The organism is uncultured Devosia sp., assembly GCF_964244875.1.
GTDB lineage: Bacteria > Pseudomonadota > Alphaproteobacteria > Rhizobiales > Devosiaceae > Devosia.
On sequence record NZ_CAXTKA010000003.1, the window covers coordinates 273,356 to 290,976 of the forward strand.

General features: G+C 63.3%; 22 protein-coding genes. 12 read left to right on the forward strand and 10 right to left on the reverse strand.

Features of this window, described 5'->3' with window-relative positions; translation table 11 throughout:
• Positions 1 to 24: 24 nt before the first annotated feature.
• Positions 25 to 1,827: a hypothetical protein gene (locus ACFE8X_RS06060; protein WP_375450543.1), complete on the forward strand. Its 1,803-nt coding sequence runs from the start codon at positions 25 to 27 to the stop codon at positions 1,825 to 1,827.
• Between the two features lie 117 nt (positions 1,828 to 1,944).
• Here the strand turns inward: ACFE8X_RS06060 and arfB are convergent, their stop codons facing one another.
• From arfB to ACFE8X_RS06085, 5 genes are all read right to left on the reverse strand, one after another.
• Positions 1,945 to 2,376 (reverse strand): alternative ribosome rescue aminoacyl-tRNA hydrolase ArfB, encoded by a 432-nt coding sequence (arfB, locus tag ACFE8X_RS06065; protein WP_375450544.1) that lies wholly within the window; start codon positions 2,374 to 2,376, stop codon positions 1,945 to 1,947.
• 124 nt (positions 2,377 to 2,500) lie between these two features.
• On the reverse strand, positions 2,501 to 2,731 hold the full coding sequence (locus ACFE8X_RS06070) for a hypothetical protein (RefSeq protein ID WP_375450545.1): 231 nt from the start codon (positions 2,729 to 2,731) through the stop codon (positions 2,501 to 2,503).
• Positions 2,732 to 2,734: 3 nt separating this feature from the next.
• A complete protein-coding gene (gene thrS, locus ACFE8X_RS06075; protein ID WP_375450546.1) occupies positions 2,735 to 4,714 on the reverse strand; it encodes a threonine--tRNA ligase in 1,980 nt (659 codons plus the stop codon).
• A 249-nt stretch (positions 4,715 to 4,963) separates the two neighbouring features.
• Positions 4,964 to 5,257: a membrane protein insertion efficiency factor YidD gene (yidD, locus tag ACFE8X_RS06080; RefSeq protein ID WP_375450547.1), complete on the reverse strand. Its 294-nt coding sequence runs from the start codon at positions 5,255 to 5,257 to the stop codon at positions 4,964 to 4,966.
• 17 nt (positions 5,258 to 5,274) lie between these two features.
• The gene (locus ACFE8X_RS06085) at positions 5,275 to 5,727 is read right to left on the reverse strand and encodes an iron-sulfur cluster assembly scaffold protein (RefSeq protein ID WP_375450548.1); all 453 of its coding nucleotides are present in this window, start codon (positions 5,725 to 5,727) and stop codon (positions 5,275 to 5,277) included.
• A 147-nt stretch (positions 5,728 to 5,874) separates the two neighbouring features.
• On the opposite strand from ACFE8X_RS06085, the gene folE reads away from it, so the two are divergent.
• Together folE and hisI are read left to right on the forward strand one after the other, a co-directional pair.
• On the forward strand, positions 5,875 to 6,498 hold the full coding sequence (gene folE, locus ACFE8X_RS06090; protein WP_375450549.1) for a GTP cyclohydrolase I FolE: 624 nt from the start codon (positions 5,875 to 5,877) through the stop codon (positions 6,496 to 6,498).
• Between the two features lie 38 nt (positions 6,499 to 6,536).
• Positions 6,537 to 6,983, forward strand: coding sequence for a phosphoribosyl-AMP cyclohydrolase (hisI, locus tag ACFE8X_RS06095; protein WP_375450550.1), 447 nt, complete (start codon positions 6,537 to 6,539; stop codon positions 6,981 to 6,983).
• Here the strand turns inward: hisI and ACFE8X_RS06100 are convergent.
• A complete protein-coding gene (locus ACFE8X_RS06100) occupies positions 6,977 to 7,711 on the reverse strand; it encodes a rhomboid family intramembrane serine protease (protein WP_375450551.1) in 735 nt (244 codons plus the stop codon). The genes hisI and ACFE8X_RS06100 overlap by 7 nt on opposite strands.
• A gap of 178 nt (positions 7,712 to 7,889) precedes the next feature.
• On the opposite strand from ACFE8X_RS06100, the gene ACFE8X_RS06105 reads away from it, so the two are divergent.
• The 4 genes from ACFE8X_RS06105 (at position 7,890) to ACFE8X_RS06120 (ending at position 10,627) form a co-directional block, all read left to right on the forward strand.
• The gene (locus ACFE8X_RS06105) at positions 7,890 to 8,534 is read left to right on the forward strand and encodes a PAS domain-containing protein (protein ID WP_375450552.1); all 645 of its coding nucleotides are present in this window, start codon (positions 7,890 to 7,892) and stop codon (positions 8,532 to 8,534) included.
• 127 nt (positions 8,535 to 8,661) lie between these two features.
• A complete protein-coding gene (locus ACFE8X_RS06110) occupies positions 8,662 to 9,294 on the forward strand; it encodes a PilZ domain-containing protein (RefSeq protein WP_375450553.1) in 633 nt (210 codons plus the stop codon).
• A gap of 44 nt (positions 9,295 to 9,338) precedes the next feature.
• On the forward strand, positions 9,339 to 9,860 hold the full coding sequence (locus ACFE8X_RS06115) for a hypothetical protein (protein WP_375450554.1): 522 nt from the start codon (positions 9,339 to 9,341) through the stop codon (positions 9,858 to 9,860).
• Between the two features lie 140 nt (positions 9,861 to 10,000).
• Positions 10,001 to 10,627 (forward strand): transglutaminase-like cysteine peptidase, encoded by a 627-nt coding sequence (locus tag ACFE8X_RS06120; protein ID WP_375450555.1) that lies wholly within the window; start codon positions 10,001 to 10,003, stop codon positions 10,625 to 10,627.
• Between the two features lie 261 nt (positions 10,628 to 10,888).
• Here ACFE8X_RS06120 and ACFE8X_RS06125 read toward each other — a convergent pair whose 3' ends face one another.
• Positions 10,889 to 11,209 carry a DUF6949 family protein gene (locus ACFE8X_RS06125; RefSeq protein WP_375450556.1) on the reverse strand — a complete coding sequence of 107 codons (321 nt, stop codon included), beginning with the start codon at positions 11,207 to 11,209 and terminating at the stop codon, positions 10,889 to 10,891.
• A gap of 119 nt (positions 11,210 to 11,328) precedes the next feature.
• Between ACFE8X_RS06125 and ACFE8X_RS06130 the strand changes: the two genes are divergently transcribed.
• Entirely contained in the window at positions 11,329 to 12,006 is a 678-nt protein-coding gene (locus tag ACFE8X_RS06130) for a hypothetical protein (protein WP_375450557.1), read from the forward strand.
• A gap of 19 nt (positions 12,007 to 12,025) precedes the next feature.
• On the opposite strand, the gene ACFE8X_RS06135 is transcribed toward ACFE8X_RS06130, so the two are convergent.
• The 3 genes from ACFE8X_RS06135 to ACFE8X_RS06145 form a co-directional block, all read right to left on the reverse strand.
• Positions 12,026 to 12,244, reverse strand: a complete 219-nt coding sequence (locus ACFE8X_RS06135; RefSeq protein WP_375450558.1) for a DUF3126 family protein — start codon at positions 12,242 to 12,244, stop codon at positions 12,026 to 12,028.
• A 96-nt stretch (positions 12,245 to 12,340) separates the two neighbouring features.
• On the reverse strand, positions 12,341 to 13,174 hold the full coding sequence (gene cysE / locus ACFE8X_RS06140; RefSeq protein WP_375450586.1) for a serine O-acetyltransferase: 834 nt from the start codon (positions 13,172 to 13,174) through the stop codon (positions 12,341 to 12,343).
• A gap of 73 nt (positions 13,175 to 13,247) precedes the next feature.
• A complete protein-coding gene (locus ACFE8X_RS06145) occupies positions 13,248 to 14,033 on the reverse strand; it encodes an alpha/beta fold hydrolase (protein WP_375450587.1) in 786 nt (261 codons plus the stop codon).
• 157 nt (positions 14,034 to 14,190) lie between these two features.
• On the opposite strand from ACFE8X_RS06145, the gene ACFE8X_RS06150 reads away from it, so the two are divergent.
• The 4 genes from ACFE8X_RS06150 to ACFE8X_RS06165 all read left to right on the forward strand — a co-directional run bounded on the left by ACFE8X_RS06150 (position 14,191) and on the right by ACFE8X_RS06165 (position 17,610).
• Positions 14,191 to 14,436: a zinc-finger domain-containing protein gene (locus tag ACFE8X_RS06150; protein WP_375450559.1), complete on the forward strand. Its 246-nt coding sequence runs from the start codon at positions 14,191 to 14,193 to the stop codon at positions 14,434 to 14,436.
• Positions 14,437 to 14,445: 9 nt separating this feature from the next.
• Positions 14,446 to 15,645, forward strand: a complete 1,200-nt coding sequence (locus ACFE8X_RS06155) for an FAD-dependent oxidoreductase (protein ID WP_375450560.1) — start codon at positions 14,446 to 14,448, stop codon at positions 15,643 to 15,645.
• 161 nt (positions 15,646 to 15,806) lie between these two features.
• Complete coding sequence (locus ACFE8X_RS06160; RefSeq protein WP_375450561.1) at positions 15,807 to 17,150, forward strand: TCR/Tet family MFS transporter; 1,344 nt, start codon at positions 15,807 to 15,809, stop codon at positions 17,148 to 17,150.
• Positions 17,128 to 17,610, forward strand: a complete 483-nt coding sequence (locus tag ACFE8X_RS06165) for a GNAT family N-acetyltransferase (RefSeq protein WP_375450588.1) — start codon at positions 17,128 to 17,130, stop codon at positions 17,608 to 17,610. The genes ACFE8X_RS06160 and ACFE8X_RS06165 overlap by 23 nt, the downstream gene beginning before the upstream one ends.
• The last annotated feature ends 11 nt before the right edge of the window (positions 17,611 to 17,621 follow it).

Here is a 17,621-nt window from a genome sequence, read left to right on the forward strand (position 1 = left end):
CCGAACCAGCCCGGAGAGTTAACCGTGACCCTTGCTATTGCAGCCCATTCCAAACTTGCCGCCATCGCCGCCGCCTGTCTGCTGACGGTGGCACTGCCGTCCAGCGCCATGGCTCAAAAGATCAAGACGAAGTCCCCACCCGAGGCGCCGCCGCAAGCCGAAATCAGCAAGCCCGAGATCAGCGTCGAGATCGCCACCATCGATGCCGTCGGCTCCAGCGTCGACGAGGCGACCTTGCGCGATATGTTGAGTGGCAGCATCGTCGACAATGCCGATGCGCTGGCGACCCTGGATGCCACCAGCATCACCGTCCCCACCATTGCCGTGAGCTTTTCCTCCATGGTCGATGGCGAAGCCAAGTCCGGCGAAGCCGTCATCCAGGACTTGGTCCTGGATGACGTCAAAGACGGTGTTGCCGGCTCAGTCACCCTGGGCGGGATCGAGCTGACCAGCAATGACGACTTCTCCGGCAGCTTCGGCGAAATTTCCGCCAAGCAGTTCGACATCGGCGGCATGCTCGGCATCTATGGCCTTGTCGACGCCCCGGACAGCACCGACCTGGCTGTCATCTACAGCGACTTTGCCGCCGAGGGCGGCACGATCGAGGCCGAGGACGTTTCGTGCACCATCGGATCGATGGAAGTTGCCGAGTTCAGCGGCCGGCCGTTGAAATCGTCCTTCGCCGACATGATGGCGGTGTCCCAGGCGCTGGAAGCGGAAGGCGACACCCCCTCGCCCCAGACCATCGGCACCTTCCTGCACATGTATGCCGACATTTTCACCGCCTTCAAATCCTCCCCGTTCACGTTCAACGGCTTTGATTGCTCGGGCAAGGACGAGACCGGCGCCCCGCTCGACTTTTCCATCGAAAGCGCCAGCACCGATGGCATGTCTCCGGGCATCTATCCGGCCGTCAAGATGGAGGGCCTCAAGATCGCCGTTGAAGGCGATGGCGAAGTCAGCGTGGGCAATATCGCCATCAAGGCGACCGATCTCAGCGGCCCGATCGCGCTGGTCGAAGCCGCCCCTGCCGCCATTGACCAGGCCTGGTTCGAGGCCAATGCCCGTGCCCTGGTCCCCGCCTTCGGTGGCTTCTCGTTCGAGGACATCAAGGTGGACGTTCCCAATCCCGACGCCGAAGGCGAACGCATCGTCGCCTCCGTCGGCGGGTTCGATCTGAGCCTCGAGGATTATTTCAACGGCATTCCCACCGCGATCGCCAGCAGTGCCAGCCATATCGTCGTCGACCTGCCGACCGATACTGCGGACGAGCAGCTCCAGCAGTTGATCAATCTGGGGGTCACCTCGGTCGACATCGGCTATGTCCTCAAGGCGGCATGGGATGAAGCGGCCGACGCCATCGAGGTCGAGGAGGTGTCCATCAACGGCGCCAACCTCGCCAGCGTCGCGCTGGCCGGCACCATCGGCAATGCCACCAAGGCCCTGTTCGATACCAATCCAGATACCGCCCTTGCCGCCGGCATGGCCGTCGTCATCCAGAACCTCAAGCTCGACGTGGTCGATGAGGGTCTGGCCGACATCGTGCTGGCCAGCGTCGCGGCAGAACAGGGCTCCGACGCCGCCACCATGCGCCCGATCTTTGCGGGACTGGCCGAAGGCACCATCATCGGCATGCTCGCCGGCGCCGCCGAGGCCCAGAACGTGGGCGCTGCCGTCAGCTCCTTCATCAAGGGCGAGGCCAAGTCGCTGACAATCGAATTGACCGCCAAGGAAGAACCCGGCCTGGGCATGGCCGACTTCATGGCCGCCGAGCAGGACCCCACGGTGCTGATCGGCAAGACCAACATCACCGCGACGGCCAAGTAGGAACCAAGACTTCGGGGCGCGGCGGCCATGGCCTAGGGCCGAGAGCTGCCGCGCCGTCCTCGGACCTATCTCTGCATCACGGTGCAGCCCCCGCCGACGCCGAATCTCAGCTATTCATCACTCCCCGTCAGGAATATCGCGCCGCATCGTCTTGGTGACCGAGCGGATCGACTTTCCCTCGAGCCGCCGCTTTTTAGAGGCGAGCGTCGGCCGCGTTGCCACCCGGAACTTGGGCGCGACCGCGCCTTCCCTCAGCAAAGCCACCAGCCGCTCCTGCGCCTCGGCGCGGTTCATCGGCTGGTCGCGGTGCCCATTGGCGGTGATCACCAGCACGCCCTGCTTGGTCAGCTTGCGCCCGGCCAATACCGCCACCCGCCGCTTCATCGGCTCGGGTATATTGGGGGAATTGCGCAGATCGAACCGCAATTGCACCGCGCTCGATACCTTGTTGACGTTCTGCCCGCCCGGCCCGGCGCTGCGCACGAACGTCTCTTCGAGCTCGCTGGCATCGATCGAAATGGTGCGGGTGATTTCGATGGGGTCAGGCATTGTTTGAGACTACCCCCACCTAACCTTCCCCTGGAAGGGGGAGGAATACCATCGAGTTAGCCACCAACTCGCCCATCAACCGCACTGTCCCTCCCCCCTTGCAGGGGGAGGAAAGGTGGGGGTCCTACCGCCGCAGCCGACCGGCGAAGATGATCTCGCCTTCGTGGATCGTCAGCCCCGTGATCGTTGCCCGGAATTTGCCGGGTAGTCCCTCGGCAGGAACCACCCAGCCTTTTTTCAGCATGCCGGCGAAGGTCTTTTCGCCGATATCCTTGAAGTCGTCCGGCCCAAGCGCGTTATCCTCCCCAAGGTGAGTCAAGGCCTTGATCTCGCGGTTGGACGGGCGCTGCGGCATGGATCAGGCCGCCTTGGCCTTGAGATCGGGCGGGGTCGCCTCCGCCATCAACTCGACCAGGGCATCCATGAACGGCACGACCTTCTGACCCTCGGTGCCGAGCCGGCGCACGGACACGGTGCCCTCCTCGGCCTCGCGCTTGCCGACGACGAACATCAGCGGCACCTTACCCACCGAATGCTCGCGCACCTTGTAGTTGATCTTTTCGTTGCGCGCGTCGAGCTCGGCCCGAATGCCAGCCGAGCGCAATTGCCGGACCAGCTTTTCGGCGGTCTCGTCGGCATCCGAGACGATGGTTGCCACCACTACCTGGGTCGGCGCCAGCCACATTGGCATCTTGCCGGCATACGATTCGATCATCATGCCGATGAACCGCTCCAGCGATCCCAGGATGGCGCGGTGCAGCATCACCACATATTGGCGGCTGCCGTCCTCGGCCACATAGGTTGCGTCGAGCCGCTCGGGCAACACGTAATCGAGCTGCAGCGTGCCCACCTGCCAGGATCGCCCGATCGCGTCCTTGAGGTGGAATTCCAGCTTGGGCGCATAGAACGCCCCCTCGCCCTCGGCGATCTCGAAATCGTAGCCGGTGGCCCGCAAGGCGTCGCCCAGCGCTTTTTCGGCAGCATCCCAGCGCTCGATGGTGCCGCCGAATTTCTCCGGCCGCGTCGCCAGTTTGATCACCACGTCCGAAAAGCCCATATGGGCATAGACCGAATAGAGCAGATGCACGAAATGCTCGGTTTCGGCCTGGATCTGGTCCTCGCGGCAAAAGATATGCGCGTCGTCCTGCGTCATCTGGCGCACGCGCATCAGCCCATGCAGGGCGCCATGTGCCTCGTTGCGATGGCAGCAGCCGAATTCGGCCATCCGCAGCGGCAGGTCGCGATAGCTCTTGATGCCCTGGTTGAAGATCTGGATATGGGCCGGGCAGTTCATCGGCTTGAGCGCCATCAGCTCGCCCTTGCCGCTGAGCACCGGGCCCTCGTCTTCGGTACCGGGCACTTCGTCAGGCACCACGAACATGTTTTCGCGGTACTTGCCCCAGTGCCCCGAGGCCTCCCAGAATTTGCTGCTCATCAACTGCGGCGTCTTGACCTCGACATAGCCCGAGCCATTCAGCCGGCGCCGGATATACGTCTCCATCTGGTTGTAGAGCACATAACCCTTGGGATGCCAGAACACCGACCCCTGCGCTTCGGGCTGGAAATGATAAAGGTCCATTTCCTGGCCGATCTTGCGATGATCGCGCTTTTCGGCCTCCGCCATCATGTGCAGGTACGCGTCCAGCTCTTCCCTGGTGGCAAAGGCCGTGCCGTAGATCCGGCTCAACACCGGATTGTTGCTGTCGCCACGCCAATAGGCGCCAGCCACCTTCGTCAGCTTGAACGCATTGCCGATATCCTTGACCGTGCGCATATGCGGGCCACGGCACAGGTCGATCCACTGGCCCTGGCTGTACATCTTGAGCGACTGGTCGGGCGGAATGGCATCGACCAGCTCGACCTTGAAGTTCTCGCCCTTGGTCCGGAAGAAGTCCTTGGCCTGATCGCGGCGCCAGATTTCCTTGCTGAACGCCGCACCCCGGTCGATGATTTCGGCCATCTTCTTTTCGATGGCCGGGAAATCGTCCTCGCTGAAGGGCTCGTCGCGCTTGAAATCGTAATAGAACCCGTTCTCGATCACCGGCCCGATCGTCACCTGCGTGTTCGGCCACAGCTCCTGCACCGCCTCGGCGAGCACATGGGCCGTGTCGTGCCGGATCAGCCCCAGCACGTCCGCCGAGCCGCTGTCGCGCGTTACGAATTCAATTTTGCCATCGGCTTCCAATGGGTCAGACAGGTCGCTCAACACGCCGTTCCAGCGCATCGCCACCGTCTTCTTGGCCAGGCTCTTGGAGATACCTTCGACCACGGTGGTCCCGGTGGTGCCACGCGCATAGTCGCGAGCTGCACCGTCGGGGAACGTCACCTTGATCGTCATTTCTAATATCCTTTGTCGTGGCACAATCGCCGTCATACTGCATTGGCGAATTCGCTAAATCGCCAGGCGGCCTATCTATCATGGTTTGCACCGCGTGCCAGCCCATTGCGCACTGCCACGCCCTCGTGGTTCGAGGCTCGTGAAGAACTCGCACCTCACCATGAGGGCTACCGGAAGATTCGGGGCCGAAGAGTAGCCCTCATGGTGAGGCGGGAGCCCTTGCGACCCTCGAACCACGAGGGCTTGGCACTATTTCCAGCGTCCATAGCTCCACGGCAAAAACCAGTGCGATCCGGGCGGCAGCGTCACCGGGACCGGATCGTAGCCATGCGTTCCGCCCGGTCGGCAGCGGACGATCCGCGCCAACCCCATCCATCCGCCCGGCCAGAATCCGTGCCGCCAGATTGCGTCCCGGGTAAATTCCGAGCAGGTCGGCGCATGCCGGCAGCTTCGACCCAGCAAAGCCGACAGCGTATGGCGGTAAAGCTGGATCAGCGCGAAGGCGACGAGCTTGAACGGCCAGTCGATCACCCGCCACGCCATGTCGATGATCCTTTGCATCAACCGACGACGCCAACCGATTCCGCCGACTCGATCTTGTCCAGCGCTTCGACCAGGGCATCGAACACCAGCAGTGTCGAGGCATGGCGCGGCCGATAGGCCCGCACCGGCTCCAGATATCTCAGATCGCGCCACTTGCCGGCGGGCGGCGCGCCAGTCTCCTTGAGCATGGCGTGCATCTGCACCCGCAGCGCCCGAACCTCGCCGACCGGCGCGCCGACGATCTCGCGCGCCACCACTGCCGCCGAGGTCTGGCCGAGCGCGCAGGCCGAAACCGCGTGTCCGTATTGAACGATCACCCCGTCCTGCACCACCAGGTCCACTTCGATGACCGAGCCGCAAATGCGGCTGACCTTGCGCGCCGAACCATCCGGCGCGGCCAGACGGCCGGGCTGGGGTGCATTGGCGGCCAGTTCCAGAATAGCGTTGGAATAGAGATCGCTAAGGTCCATGAAACGCACAAATCTGTTTCTTGTGAGCGGCTTTGTCCGTCCTTATATATGTGCTCGCGAAGCCACTGTCAGGGCGACCCTGTTGCTTGTGGTCCAAATTCGCATTGGCCCCGTATCAGTGCCCATGCACATCAAGGACAACGCCCCATGGATGCCCGCGTGAAGCCTGTTACTGCTCAAGCCGCCGAACAATCCGCCATAGCCCGCCCCAGCCAGAGCGAAGCCGAGGCCGCTATCCGGGTCTTGATCGCCTGGGCCGGCGACGATCCGGCGCGCGAAGGCCTGCTCGACACACCCCGGCGCGTCGCCAAGGCCTATGGCGAATTTTTCGCGGGCTATGACCAGGACCCCAAGCCGATTCTGGATCGCACCTTCAAGGATGTCGGCGGCTATGACGATATCGTGCTGGTGCGCGATATCCCGTTCCATTCCCACTGCGAACACCACATGGTTCCGTTCGTGGGCAAGGCGCATATCGCCTATCTCCCCCATGACGGTGTGGTCGGCCTGTCCAAGCTCGCCCGGCTTGTCGAAGTGTTCGCCAGGCGCCTGCAGACCCAGGAAAACCTGACCGCGCAGATTATCGACGCGCTGAACGAAAACCTGGGGCCGCGCGGCGCTGCCGTCATGCTGGATGCCGAGCATATGTGCATGACCATGCGCGGCGTGCATGCCCATGGCGTATCGACCGTCACGCACCGTTTCACCGGTGTCTTTGCCGAAGACCGCATCGAGCAGGACCGCTTCTTCGCCATGGTCGGCAAGCGCTAGGCTGGCAAAACCGCATGGAGCGGTATAAAAACCGCTTCATGACTGACCCTTTTGCCGATCCCACGACGCTGAGCCATGCCGAGCTTGAAGAGGGCACGGCGCTGGCGCCCCGCTTCGACGCCAATGGCCTTGTGACCGCCATCACCATGGAGGCCGGCAGCAACGAGTTGCTGATGCTGGCGCATATGAATGCCCAGGCGCTGGCGCTGACGCTCGAGACGGGCTTTGCGCATTACTGGTCGCGCTCCCGCGGCAAGATCTGGAAGAAAGGCGAGAGTTCGGGCGAACTGCAGCGCCTGATCGAAATGCGCATCGATTGCGACCAGGACGCCGTCGTCCTCATCGTCGAGCAAACCGGGCGCGGGGCCGCCTGCCATACCGGCCGCAAATCGTGCTTTTATCGTCGGGTCGTCACGAACGGCGGCACTGCTGCCCTGGAGGACATTGGCCTGCCCAGGCTGTTCGACCCCGCCGAGGTTTACTGACGCCGCTCGAACAGCCCCACCAGCAGCAAGCCGGCGAAAAACCCGCCGAGATGCGCCTGCCAGGCCACTTGCACATTGGTGCCCGTCAGCATGGGCAAGAGCGGCACCGCGGCATTGAGCACCACCCAGACCAGGATGAACATGCGCGCCCGCGTGTCCCCGGCCAGGTCGGCAAAACTTGCCAAGCGCCGCCCCAAGACGATTCGCTCGCCCGTTTCGGGATGCTGGGAAACCAGCACCGGCTGGAAAATGAACCGGACGGCAGCCCCCGTCAGCCCCGCAATGCCGCCCGAAGCCCCCACCAGATAGGCCCCGCTCTGCAGCGTCGTTGCCGCGAACAGGGCTGCCCCCGCCGCCGATGCAACGAAAAACAGCGCCAGCATCGCCCAGGGACCATAGCGGCGCGCCACGGGCGTACCGAAAATGGCCAGCCAGGCCATGTTGATCAGCAGATGGTCCCAGCCCCCATGCAGCAGCGCATGGGTAAACGGCGTCCACACCAGGGGCAAGGCCAGCGCGGGATCCTGCCCGGCGGCAAGAATTCGCAGCGGCAGGAACGCGAACCAGCGGATCACTTGCCCATAGCCCTCCTGGTTAAGAACCAGGGTTGACGCCGCATGAATGGCCACCATGATCCCGATCAACGCCGTGATCACCGCCGGAAGTAAAAACACCGGCTCACGCCCGCCTGCCCCGGCATTGGGCGCTTTTTGATCTTGTTCATGCATCACTTCGCTCCGACTCGCCGGGCCACCACGCCTCTGCCACTTCTTTTCCACATTGGGACACCAGCGTTAACCTTAACTCTTCTTTAAGGGCGCTTTTGCCCTGCCCTTTTGCCAATGTCGATCCGCAGCAGAAGCGCTCCATCGGAAGGAGCGCATGCCCCAGTTTGGATCAACACGAATGCAAAAGACGAGCACCAAGACGCTCTATGAATACTGGAACGGCATCCGCGGTTCGCGCAGCGCGCCGGACCGCAAGGATATCGATCCAACCCGCATTCGCGAAGCCTTGGCCAACACCTTCATTCTCGAACTGGACGAGGACGACAAGTTCTCCTTCCGCCTCGCCGGCTCGCACCTGTGCACCGCCTATGCGCGCGAACTCAAGGGCCGCTCCTTCTCCGGCCTTTGGCATGCCCGCGACAAGGATGCCCTGGATACCCTGATCCGCGCCGTCACCGAGGATCATGCGGTGGCTCTCGTCACCTTCCAGGGCACCACCGCCATCAACACCAAGGCGAGCTTCGAGACCATCCTGATGCCGCTGCGGCATAACGGCTCGACCCATACCCGCCTGCTCGGCGCCATGACCGCGCTCGACGAGCCCTATTGGCTCGGCGTCCAGCCGATCATGGAACAGCGCATCACTGGCCTGCGCCTGATCTGGCCCGATGACGTGGCCCTCGACGACATGGTGCGCGACGTGACCGCCAAAGTCGTTGGCGACGTAGGTTACGCCTCCCCCGTGGCGATGCCGGCCATGGTCTATGGCCGCAGCGCCCGGCGCTATGCCCATCTCGCCGTCATCGACGGCGGCAGGCAGTAAGTAATCTCCCCATCGGTACGCGGCGATTTGAATCCAACTTGCCGCGTGCTCGGCGCGGCTGCGCAACCATGCGTTAACCAGATTACGATAGTGTGATCGGCACGTTAGTCGATTTGTTGGTCAATGCATGCTCAGCGACGGCCTTCCTTCACCCCAGTTCATTGCGCCGGCTCGCACACGGGCCGAAAAGGTGCGTTTCCAGCGCGTCAAGGTGTCGGTACTTGGCCGCTACATGCTGGCCGACCGTCGCGAGTTCCCCTGCCAGATCCTCGAAATGTCGCCCGGCGAGGCCCTGGTCATCGCCCCGGTGCCCGGCGTCGTCGGTGAAAAGATCATCGCCTATGTCGACCATATTGGGCGCATGGAAGGCACCATAATCGCCCAGGTCGATGGCGGCTTCCTGATGGAAGTGGCCGCCTCCCCGCGCAAACGCGACCGGATGGCGGCCCAGCTCACCTGGCTCGCCAACAAGGACCTGCTGAACCTGCCCGAGGATCGCCGGCACGAGCGCGTCGTTCCCGACAATCGCCATTCCACCGTCGTGCTCGATGACGGCCGGCGCTACAATTGCAAGATCATCGATATCTCCCTGTCCGGCGCCGCCATCGAACTCGATGTCCGTCCGGCCATGGGCACGCCCGTCACCCTGGGCCGCATGCGCGCCCGGGTGGTCCGTCATTTCCAGAACGGCGTTGCGGTCGAATTTGCCTCGGCCCAGGAAATGTTGACCGTGGTCCAGCAAAATCTGCGCATGAACTGACCCGGCATGTGGCGAAAGCCGCTCAATCGCTTTAGATGACACTCATGTCACAAATCCTGCGCGCCTCCATTCTTGCCACCGTCGCCGCCGGCGTCCTCTCGCTCGTGCCCGACGCCTCGGCGCAGGGTCGAGCCGACTGGCAGAACTACGCCTGGCAAAAATTCTCGACCAGCAAATGCCTGCCCAATGCCGACGGCATGCTGACCTGCCCGCCCTACCACCAGAAATGGGACTGGAAGCGCAACCAGTGGGTCAATATCGCCATCGCCATCGACCCGGCTCGTCACAGCCTGACCCTCGTCCAGCGCCTGACCGACCGTGACAGCCACGATCAGGACTATGTCTGCGTGACCGCCCTGGTGCTCGACGCCCAAGGCAACGATCTGGTTGCGCACCACCAGAACTGGGAAATTTCCGCAGGCCAGGTGCTGACCGACACTTTTGCCTATGTGTCCCCGATGCTGGACCGGGCCGCCAGCATCCATATCGGCTCCAAGCAGTGCCGCGATGGCGCCGGCCAGGATGACGCCGTCTACGCGGCGGTGCTCGCCCGACTCGGAACCTGAGTCATTTCCGCCAATTAGTTGCTTTTCTTGGTTAATCGCGACGAAATCGGATCGATACAATTCGATTCAAAACTGCATTGTAGTTTTCGGGCCGGCGAAATGGGCGCTCTCTAGATTGGTCTCCATCAGGGAGATCACCAATGCAATTCAACCAGAAGGGACTGCCGGCAGCGCTGATTGGCGCAGTTCTGGCACTGGCGGCAGCCATTGCGCCCGCCGCCGCCTTCGACACCACCGACATAGCGTTCATCCAGACGCTGGACGTGGCGACGTCCATTCCGGTCGGTCACGCCGAATTCTGCAAGTCCCACGGCAAAGAATGCCAGCCCAATGCAGTCTTGGTGCCGGCGGTCAATCTGGACGAGGCGAGCTGGAGCCAGCTGCTCACCGTCAACGCCAACGTCAATCAAACCGTGGTGCCGGTCTCCGACGAAGACCTCTACCAGGCCGCCGAATTCTGGACTTATCCCAACGGCTATGGCGACTGCGAGGATATCGCTCTCGAAAAGCGCCGCGACCTGATCGCCGCCGGCTGGCCTGCCAGCACCTTGCTGATGGCCGTCGTGCGCGAGCGCAACGGCGACGGCCACGCCGTGCTGATGGTCCGCACCGACCGCGGCGACCTGGTGCTGGACAACCAGGACGGCGCCGTGCGCGTCTGGAACGAAACGCCCTACCACTACATCAAACGCCAGTCCCAGGCCGACGCCGGCAAATGGGTCGACATGATCGACGACCGCCCCATCATTGTGGCTGCCGCCAACTAGTTCCAGCACAACGCGGGTCGGCTGAGATTGAGGTCAGGCTGAGTCGAAAATGCCGGTCTTCGAGAACCGGAGCGGAGCGTACATTGGTGCGTGAGCACCGGAAGCGCAGAAGGCCGGAATTTGCAGACCAGCATCACCTCAAGATCGCCCGACCCGAAGTTCCGGACCCCGACCAAAGCCTATCCCTGATAGGGGTCTGATGAATGAGGCCGGTTTCGTGCGAACGAAGCCGGCCTCATTGCCACGCAGCCAATGGTTCGTCTAGCGGCCGACCGCTATATAAAAGCCCATGATCAAAAGGCCGGTGATGAATGCCCAGCCAAAGGCGACGACGGCGGACAGCAAGGCCGACCCCACCGGCGCGGTGCCGCCATCATCGCGGGTCCAGCCCATTTGCAGCATGATATAGGGTCCGCAAAAAAAGCTCATCACCACATGCCCCATCGAGGCCAGTGCCGTCGCGCCGTCATAGCGCAGCACGGCCTGCTGGCGCAGCCGCCACTGATAAAAGTGCGTTCCCGCGCCGGCAACGCAAAGGCCCACCCCGATGATGAAAGCCGCCAACAGCACTTCCCTGAGCATTTCCAACATCCCCGCAACCCGAGCCCGCAGAACCCGGCACCAATATTAACCCTTCATTAAGCATATTGCGGGCTCTATGCCGTGTCACGTCCCCTCGCCAAAGCTGGTTAATTCTGGTCATGCCCCCCCATGCAAACCCGGCTGCCGCGTCCAAGCCGGACCTGGCATCGTTCGGTTTCAACCTGGCCGGCATTGCCGTGCTGGTGCTTCTGGCTGCGGTCGGGCTGGCCTATGGCGTCGATCTGCTTGGCCGCAATAGCCGGGCCGCCCTGCCCGACCGCGCCGACACCACGACCGTTGCCATTGCCGTGGCGGGGCACGAGCTGGCCATTCCGGCCTCTTGGTTCCGCTATGGCGAGCAACAGCGCGGCGGGTTCGTCAACGAAATCGATCTGCACGTGCTGTTGCAGGGCCTCGATGGGCAGCCCATCCCGGTTGACGTCACGCTGGTGCCGCGCAGCCGTGCCCGTCCCGGCAGCGACTTGCTCGACGGGGTCTATCTGCACCAATTCAGCGATAACACTGTGGGTGGCGTGCCCGGGCTCGTGGGCAAGCCCCTGCACGATGGCGATGGCTTCACGGGCGAGAGCGTCTGGTATGACGCACTGTCACCAGATCCGTTCGTGGCAAAATGCCTGGCGCCGGTCGCCGAGGGCCAGCCCGCGCAGTGCCTGCGAACCGTATTCCTGCCCAGCGGCATCGCTGCCGTTTACGCGTTCGATGTCGCCGCGTTGCAATCCTGGCGCAGTTTTGACGGCGAGATGCAGCAGTGGCTAAGCCAGATCGGTGCCTGGTAGCGGCGCCGCAGGATCGATGTCAGCCGACCTCGTCCAGGTCGATATCCAGGATCGACATGTTGAAGATGTACGACTTGTCGCCGTCTTCGTCATCCAGGTGAATGAGCCCGATCGATTCATCGCCGATGAACACTTCCACCGAGTCGTTGAGCTTGTGGCGCGGACGCACGTCGATGTTCTTGTTGTTGAACTTCACCTGCAAAAACTTCTGCAGCTTGATGATCTCGGGATGATTCACTGAAAAACGTCCTGTTGTGGAGCCGAGGCCGCAATGTAGTGCCTCGCGCGCCGGGGGCAACCCTGAGCATTCGAATTAATGCTGTACGGCGTCTTTTCAGGCGTTGAGATCGTGCACCAGCACCATCTGGTCCATCACCAGCGCCGGCTGCGCGCACCCCGCTTCGCCAATGATCTTGGCCGGAACCCCCGCCACTGTCACGCGCGGCGGCACCTCCTTGAGCACCACCGAACCGGCCCCGATCCGCGAGCAATCGCCAATCCGGATATTGCCGAGCACCTTGGCGCCGGCCCCGATCAGCACGCCATTGCCGATCTTGGGATGTCGGTCCTGATCGGCCTTTCCGGTGCCGCCCAGCGTGATGCCCTGCAGCATCGAGACGTTGTCGCCGACCACCGCCGTCTCGCCGATCACCAGCCCCGTGCCATGGTCGAGCATGATGCCATGCCCGATCACCACTGCCGGATTGATATCGACCTGGAACATCTGGCTGGCCCGGCTCTGCAGATAAAGCGCAAAATCGCGTCGCCCGGCAACGAACAGCGCATGGGCAAAGCGATGCGTCTGGATCGCCTGGTAACCCTTGAAATAGAGCAGCGGCTCCACCGCGCGATGGCAGGCGGGATCGCGCTCCAGCGTTGCTGCCAGGTCGACCCGCGCATCGGCGCCGATCTTGGGCGTATCGGCAATGATTTCGGCAAAGGTCTGCCGGATGATGTCGGCCGATACGTCCTCGTGATCGAGCCGCGCGGCGATGCGGTGCGCCAGCGCCTGCTCGAACGTATCGTGGTTGAGCACGGACGAGATCACCAGATTGGCCAGCGACGGTTCGCTCGCCAGGATCTGGCGCGCCCCGGCGCGGATCGCCTCCCAAACGGGATCGATCGCCTGGATCGTCGCCGACTTCTTGGCGCTGCCGCTCATGGCCAGTCACTCCGCAAGACAAGGGCTTCGATATACGCCATTATTTACCCCAAAACAAAGCCCGGATGGCCCTTTTGGTTCACGATAAACTGACGTTGGCGAAATTTCTGCCCAGAAAGGCCAGGGCTGCCTGCTTGAACCTGGGATCGCCGGTGCCGCGCATATGGTCCCGCTTGGGAATGACGAAAGCCTCGCCCCTGGGCAGCAGGTCGGCCAAGGCTTCGGGCGGGCCGGCCATGGTATCGGCCTCCCCCACCGCCACCAGCACCGGCACGGCGATGCGCCGCACATCGGCCCGCGCCATCGGCTCGCGCGAGGTTTCCATGCACGCCGCCAGTGCCTCCCGATCCGCCTTGGTGTGATCGGCAAAGATTCGGAACTGCCGTGCGGTCGGATGCGTCAACTCGGCCAGCGTCGGCGCCCGCAAACCGGCGATGATGTCGTTGCCGTCGCTCAGCCCGTTGACGAGGTTTATTCCCATGCCGCCGAATACGGCGCAGGCCACCCGGCCCTCATCCCGAAACGCCATGAACGCGGCGATGCGCGCGCCCATCGAATAGCCCAGCACTGCGGCCCTCTCGATCCCCAGATGATCGAGCAAGCGCACCGCGTCGCGCGCCATGTCCTGGGGATAATAACGCTCCGGATCATAGGGCTTGTCGGAGGCGCCATGGCCGCGATTGTCGATGACGATTGCCTGGTAGCCAGCGCCGGTCAGCGTCTCGACCCACCCGGTATCGATCCAGTTGACCTTGCCGCTCGAGGCAAACCCATGGATGCACAGCACCGGCCGTCCCGTGCCGAACACCTCGTAAGCCAGGCTCAGGCTGTCGGATTGAAATGTGGGCAAGACGATAACCTCGATGAGTTCACGGGCTGGCTTTTAGACCGTCGCCTGCCCTCGCGTAACCCCGCAGCCTAGCCTTCTTCACCTCTCCCTTTGCGGGAGGTGAAGCCTTCCAAAGTCGGCCCAGTTTGGGTAAGGTCCGGCGCAAATCATTCCACCTGCGCAGGTCCTCACCATGGCTCACGGCACCACGCCCCATTTTCACAACACCGAGGGTCTGCGCCAGATCGAAGTCGGCTCCAAGGAATTCCAGTGCGTCGGCGCCCTGCCGCCCTTCGATCATCCCCATATCTATCTGGACATGGGCAAGGACAGCGAAGTGGTGTGCCCCTATTGCTCGACCCATTTCGTCTTCAATTCCCGCCTTGCAGCCGGAACGTCACATCCGCTCTCCGCCGTGTTCCAGGCTGACGCCGCCTGATTGATGACCATGCCCGGCTCCGGCCGCAGCTATTATGTCGTTGGGGCAGGTATTGCGGGGCTCACCCTGGCTTTGGCGCTGGCCAAGTTCGGCGCCCATGTCGTGGTGCTGGAGCGCAGCCCCTTCCCCTCCGAATTCGGCGCGGGCCTGCAGATCAGCCCCAATGCCCGCCATGTGCTTGATGGTCTAGGCCTAAACGACGCCCTGACCAGCCACGGCCTCGAACCCACGGGCATTGATATCTATCCCGGCGTGCGTTCCCATCCGCTGGTCACCCTCCAGTTGGGCAGCGCCATGCGCGACGCCTTCGGCGCCCCCTATGCGGTGATGCACCGCGCCGATCTGGCCGATGCGCTCTACAAGGCCTGCCGGCGCTTTGCCAATATCGACATGCTGTTCGGCGTGCGCACCTGGCAAGCGGTCTCGGAAGGCGCCGGCGTCGCCGTGACCCTCGAACAGGCCGATGGCCAGGCGCGCCATGGCCGCGCCGCCGCCCTGATCGGCGCCGATGGCGTGCATTCGCACACCAGGACGCAGGTGCTCGACGGGCCCCCGGCCCGTTATGACGGCCGCGTCGCCTGGCGCACCCTGCTGCCATTCGACGCCATGGCCGGCCAGGTGGCGCTGGATCGGGTTTCGGTATTCTTTGCCGCTGGCCACCACATGGTTTGCTACCCGCTGCCGCATCGTCGGCAGGTCAACCTTGCTTTGTTTGCCAGGGGACCGTCCGAGCAGTCCGCCGGCATCAGGCTGGTCCAGCCGCGCACAGCACGGCGCGGTGCGCGGTTGGGCGTGATCATGGCTGCTGCGGGCGACAGTTGGACCCCTTGGCCGCTGTTCACCGTTCAGACGCCTCACTGGCACCGCGGCAATATCGGCCTGATCGGCGACGCTGCCCATGCCATGGCGCCATTCCAGGCCCAGGGGACCGCCATGGGCATCGAGGATGCGGCGGTCCTTGCGCCCCTGCTGATCGGCTGCCCCGATGCCGAAACCGCCTTTACCCGCTACACCGCGCTGCGCCGCTCCCGTGTCGCGCGGGTTGCCAAACTGTCGCGCAACAATGGCCGCGTGTTCCACCTGCCCTGGCCGCTCAGCACCGCGCGCAATCTCGTCATCGCCGCCCAAGGCAGCCGGGCGCATCTGCGGCGGTTGGACTGGCTCTATGGCTACAAGGCCGACGGCACGACGGAACAGGACTGGTCCTGATTGATTGATCCATCTGCGGCGAACCGAACAAGCCCATGATCGTTGGTCACAAACGATCGCTACGGTGAACTCGCCCCTTGCGACAAACCGCCTTGTGGCCTTGCCTAGCCATGCCTGCATGTGTCAACTGCGCGACAGATCGAAAGGGTAGCGACCACTTTATGCAAGCCGCCACACGCTCACGACTGACCCTCATCTGCATCCTCGTCACCATCCTTCTCGATATGATTGGCGTGGGCATCATCGTGCCGGTGCTGCCCGAATTGCTGGAGGAATTGACCGGCGGCAGCGTTGCCCAGGCGGCGGTCATCGGCGGCTATCTGGTATTCGCCTACGCGTTCATGCAGTTCGTGTTCTCGCCGGTCCTGGGCAATCTGTCCGATCGTTACGGCCGCCGCCCCGTGCTGCTCTGCTCGCTGGCCGGACTGACCTTCGATTACCTGATGATGAGCATCGCCCCCGTCGTCTGGTATCTGTTCGTCAGCCGCATCATCGCCGGCATTGCCGGCGCTGCCGTGGCCACCGCGACCGCCTATATGGCCGATATCACCCCGCCCCATAAGCGCACGCACCGGTTCGGGTTGATCGGTGCTGCCTTCGGGCTCGGCTTCATCATCGGCCCGGTCATCGGCGGCGAACTGGGCGAACTGGGCCCGCGCGCGCCGTTTTTCGCAGCTGCGGGCCTGGCCTTCGCCAATTTGCTGTTCGGGCTGTTCGTGCTGCCCGAAAGCCTGCCCAAGGCCAATCGGCGCAAGTTCGATATTCGTCGCGCCAACCCGTTCGGTGCCATGATGGCGCTGCGAAAATATCCCATCGTGTTGTGGCTTTTGGCCGTGCTGTTCGCGTTTTCGCTGGCGGCGCAGGCGCTTCCGGCCGTCTTCAGCTACTTCACTGTCGAGGTCTTCCGCTTCACCTCGTCCAATATCGGCCGCTCGCTGGGCGCTTTCGGCGTCGGCTTCGCCATCTGCCAGGCGTTCCTCGTGGGGCCATTCGTCAAGCGCCTCGGCGAAACCCCGGTGGTCATCCTGGGCCTTCTGGCCGCCATCGCCGCCTTTGCCGGCGTGGCGTTCACCAGCGAGGTGTATTACCTTTACCTGTTCATCATGATCGGCGCGATCAGCGGACTGGCCGCGCCTGCCATCAATGGCGTGCTCTCCCGGCAGGTCCCCGACAATGCGCAAGGCGAGTTGCAGGGGGCCGTCAATGCCTCCAATTCGCTGGCCACCATCATCGGGCCACTCGCGGCTACGCAGATTTTCTCCTACTTCACCTATGCCGCCGATTCGCCCGGCTATTTCCCCGGCGCGCCCTTCGTTGCCGCGGCCGCCTCGGTCGTACTGGCTCTGGTGATTTTTGTGGTGGCGGTGTTCAAGTTCGATCTGGCCCATCGCCCGAGCATCGCCAACAAGCCCAGACTGCCCGACATGCCGCCGCCCGGGCAGATCAGGGTCCCCCCCATCGATGAAGACGCCGACGATCCCGATGCAGATCCGGCCCGCCGCTGACGCCGACCGGTCGGCGGTGCTTGCCATCGTGGCGCCAATCCTGGCTGCCGGCGAGACCTATGCCACCCCGCGCGATTGGACTGACGATCAGGTGCTGGCCTATTGGTTCGACCCTGCCTACGACGTTTATGTCGCGGAGGTCGATGGGCGGATCCTGGGCACCTATTATCTAATGGCCAATCGGCTGGGCGGAGGCGCCCACATCGCCAATTGCGGCTACATGACCGCGCCAGACGCGCAGGGAAAAGGCGTTGCTCGCGCCATGTGCAGCCATTCCCTTGTCCGCGCTGCCGGGCGCGGCTTTCGGGCGATGCAGTTCAACCACGTGGTCTCGTCCAACACCCGCGCCGTGGCGCTTTGGCAGTCGCTCGGCTTTGCCATCGTTGGCACTCTGCCCGCCGCCTTCAAGCATCCCGTCCACGGCTATGTCGACAGCTACGTGATGTTCAAAACGTTCTGAACCACGCATTG

Coding starts and splice junctions, on each gene's coding strand:
- ACFE8X_RS06165 (WP_375450588.1), top strand. CDS start 17,128: ATGCAGATCCGGCCCGCCGCTGACGCCGACCGGTCGGCGGTGCTTGCC.
- ACFE8X_RS06085 (WP_375450548.1), bottom strand. CDS start 5,727: ATGGACCTTAGCGATCTCTATTCCAACGCTATTCTGGAACTGGCCGCC.
- ACFE8X_RS06110 (WP_375450553.1), top strand. CDS start 8,662: ATGCTCAGCGACGGCCTTCCTTCACCCCAGTTCATTGCGCCGGCTCGC.
- ACFE8X_RS06125 (WP_375450556.1), bottom strand. CDS start 11,209: ATGCTCAGGGAAGTGCTGTTGGCGGCTTTCATCATCGGGGTGGGCCTT.
- ACFE8X_RS06150 (WP_375450559.1), top strand. CDS start 14,191: ATGGCTCACGGCACCACGCCCCATTTTCACAACACCGAGGGTCTGCGC.
- arfB (WP_375450544.1), bottom strand. CDS start 2,376: ATGCCTGACCCCATCGAAATCACCCGCACCATTTCGATCGATGCCAGC.
- ACFE8X_RS06115 (WP_375450554.1), top strand. CDS start 9,339: ATGTCACAAATCCTGCGCGCCTCCATTCTTGCCACCGTCGCCGCCGGC.
- ACFE8X_RS06130 (WP_375450557.1), top strand. CDS start 11,329: ATGCCCCCCCATGCAAACCCGGCTGCCGCGTCCAAGCCGGACCTGGCA.
- ACFE8X_RS06100 (WP_375450551.1), bottom strand. CDS start 7,711: ATGCATGAACAAGATCAAAAAGCGCCCAATGCCGGGGCAGGCGGGCGT.
- ACFE8X_RS06120 (WP_375450555.1), top strand. CDS start 10,001: ATGCAATTCAACCAGAAGGGACTGCCGGCAGCGCTGATTGGCGCAGTT.
- ACFE8X_RS06155 (WP_375450560.1), top strand. CDS start 14,446: ATGCCCGGCTCCGGCCGCAGCTATTATGTCGTTGGGGCAGGTATTGCG.
- ACFE8X_RS06070 (WP_375450545.1), bottom strand. CDS start 2,731: ATGCCGCAGCGCCCGTCCAACCGCGAGATCAAGGCCTTGACTCACCTT.
- yidD (WP_375450547.1), bottom strand. CDS start 5,257: ATGGCGTGGCGGGTGATCGACTGGCCGTTCAAGCTCGTCGCCTTCGCG.
- ACFE8X_RS06160 (WP_375450561.1), top strand. CDS start 15,807: ATGCAAGCCGCCACACGCTCACGACTGACCCTCATCTGCATCCTCGTC.
- folE (WP_375450549.1), top strand. CDS start 5,875: ATGGATGCCCGCGTGAAGCCTGTTACTGCTCAAGCCGCCGAACAATCC.
- hisI (WP_375450550.1), top strand. CDS start 6,537: ATGACTGACCCTTTTGCCGATCCCACGACGCTGAGCCATGCCGAGCTT.
- ACFE8X_RS06105 (WP_375450552.1), top strand. CDS start 7,890: ATGCAAAAGACGAGCACCAAGACGCTCTATGAATACTGGAACGGCATC.
- thrS (WP_375450546.1), bottom strand. CDS start 4,714: ATGACGATCAAGGTGACGTTCCCCGACGGTGCAGCTCGCGACTATGCG.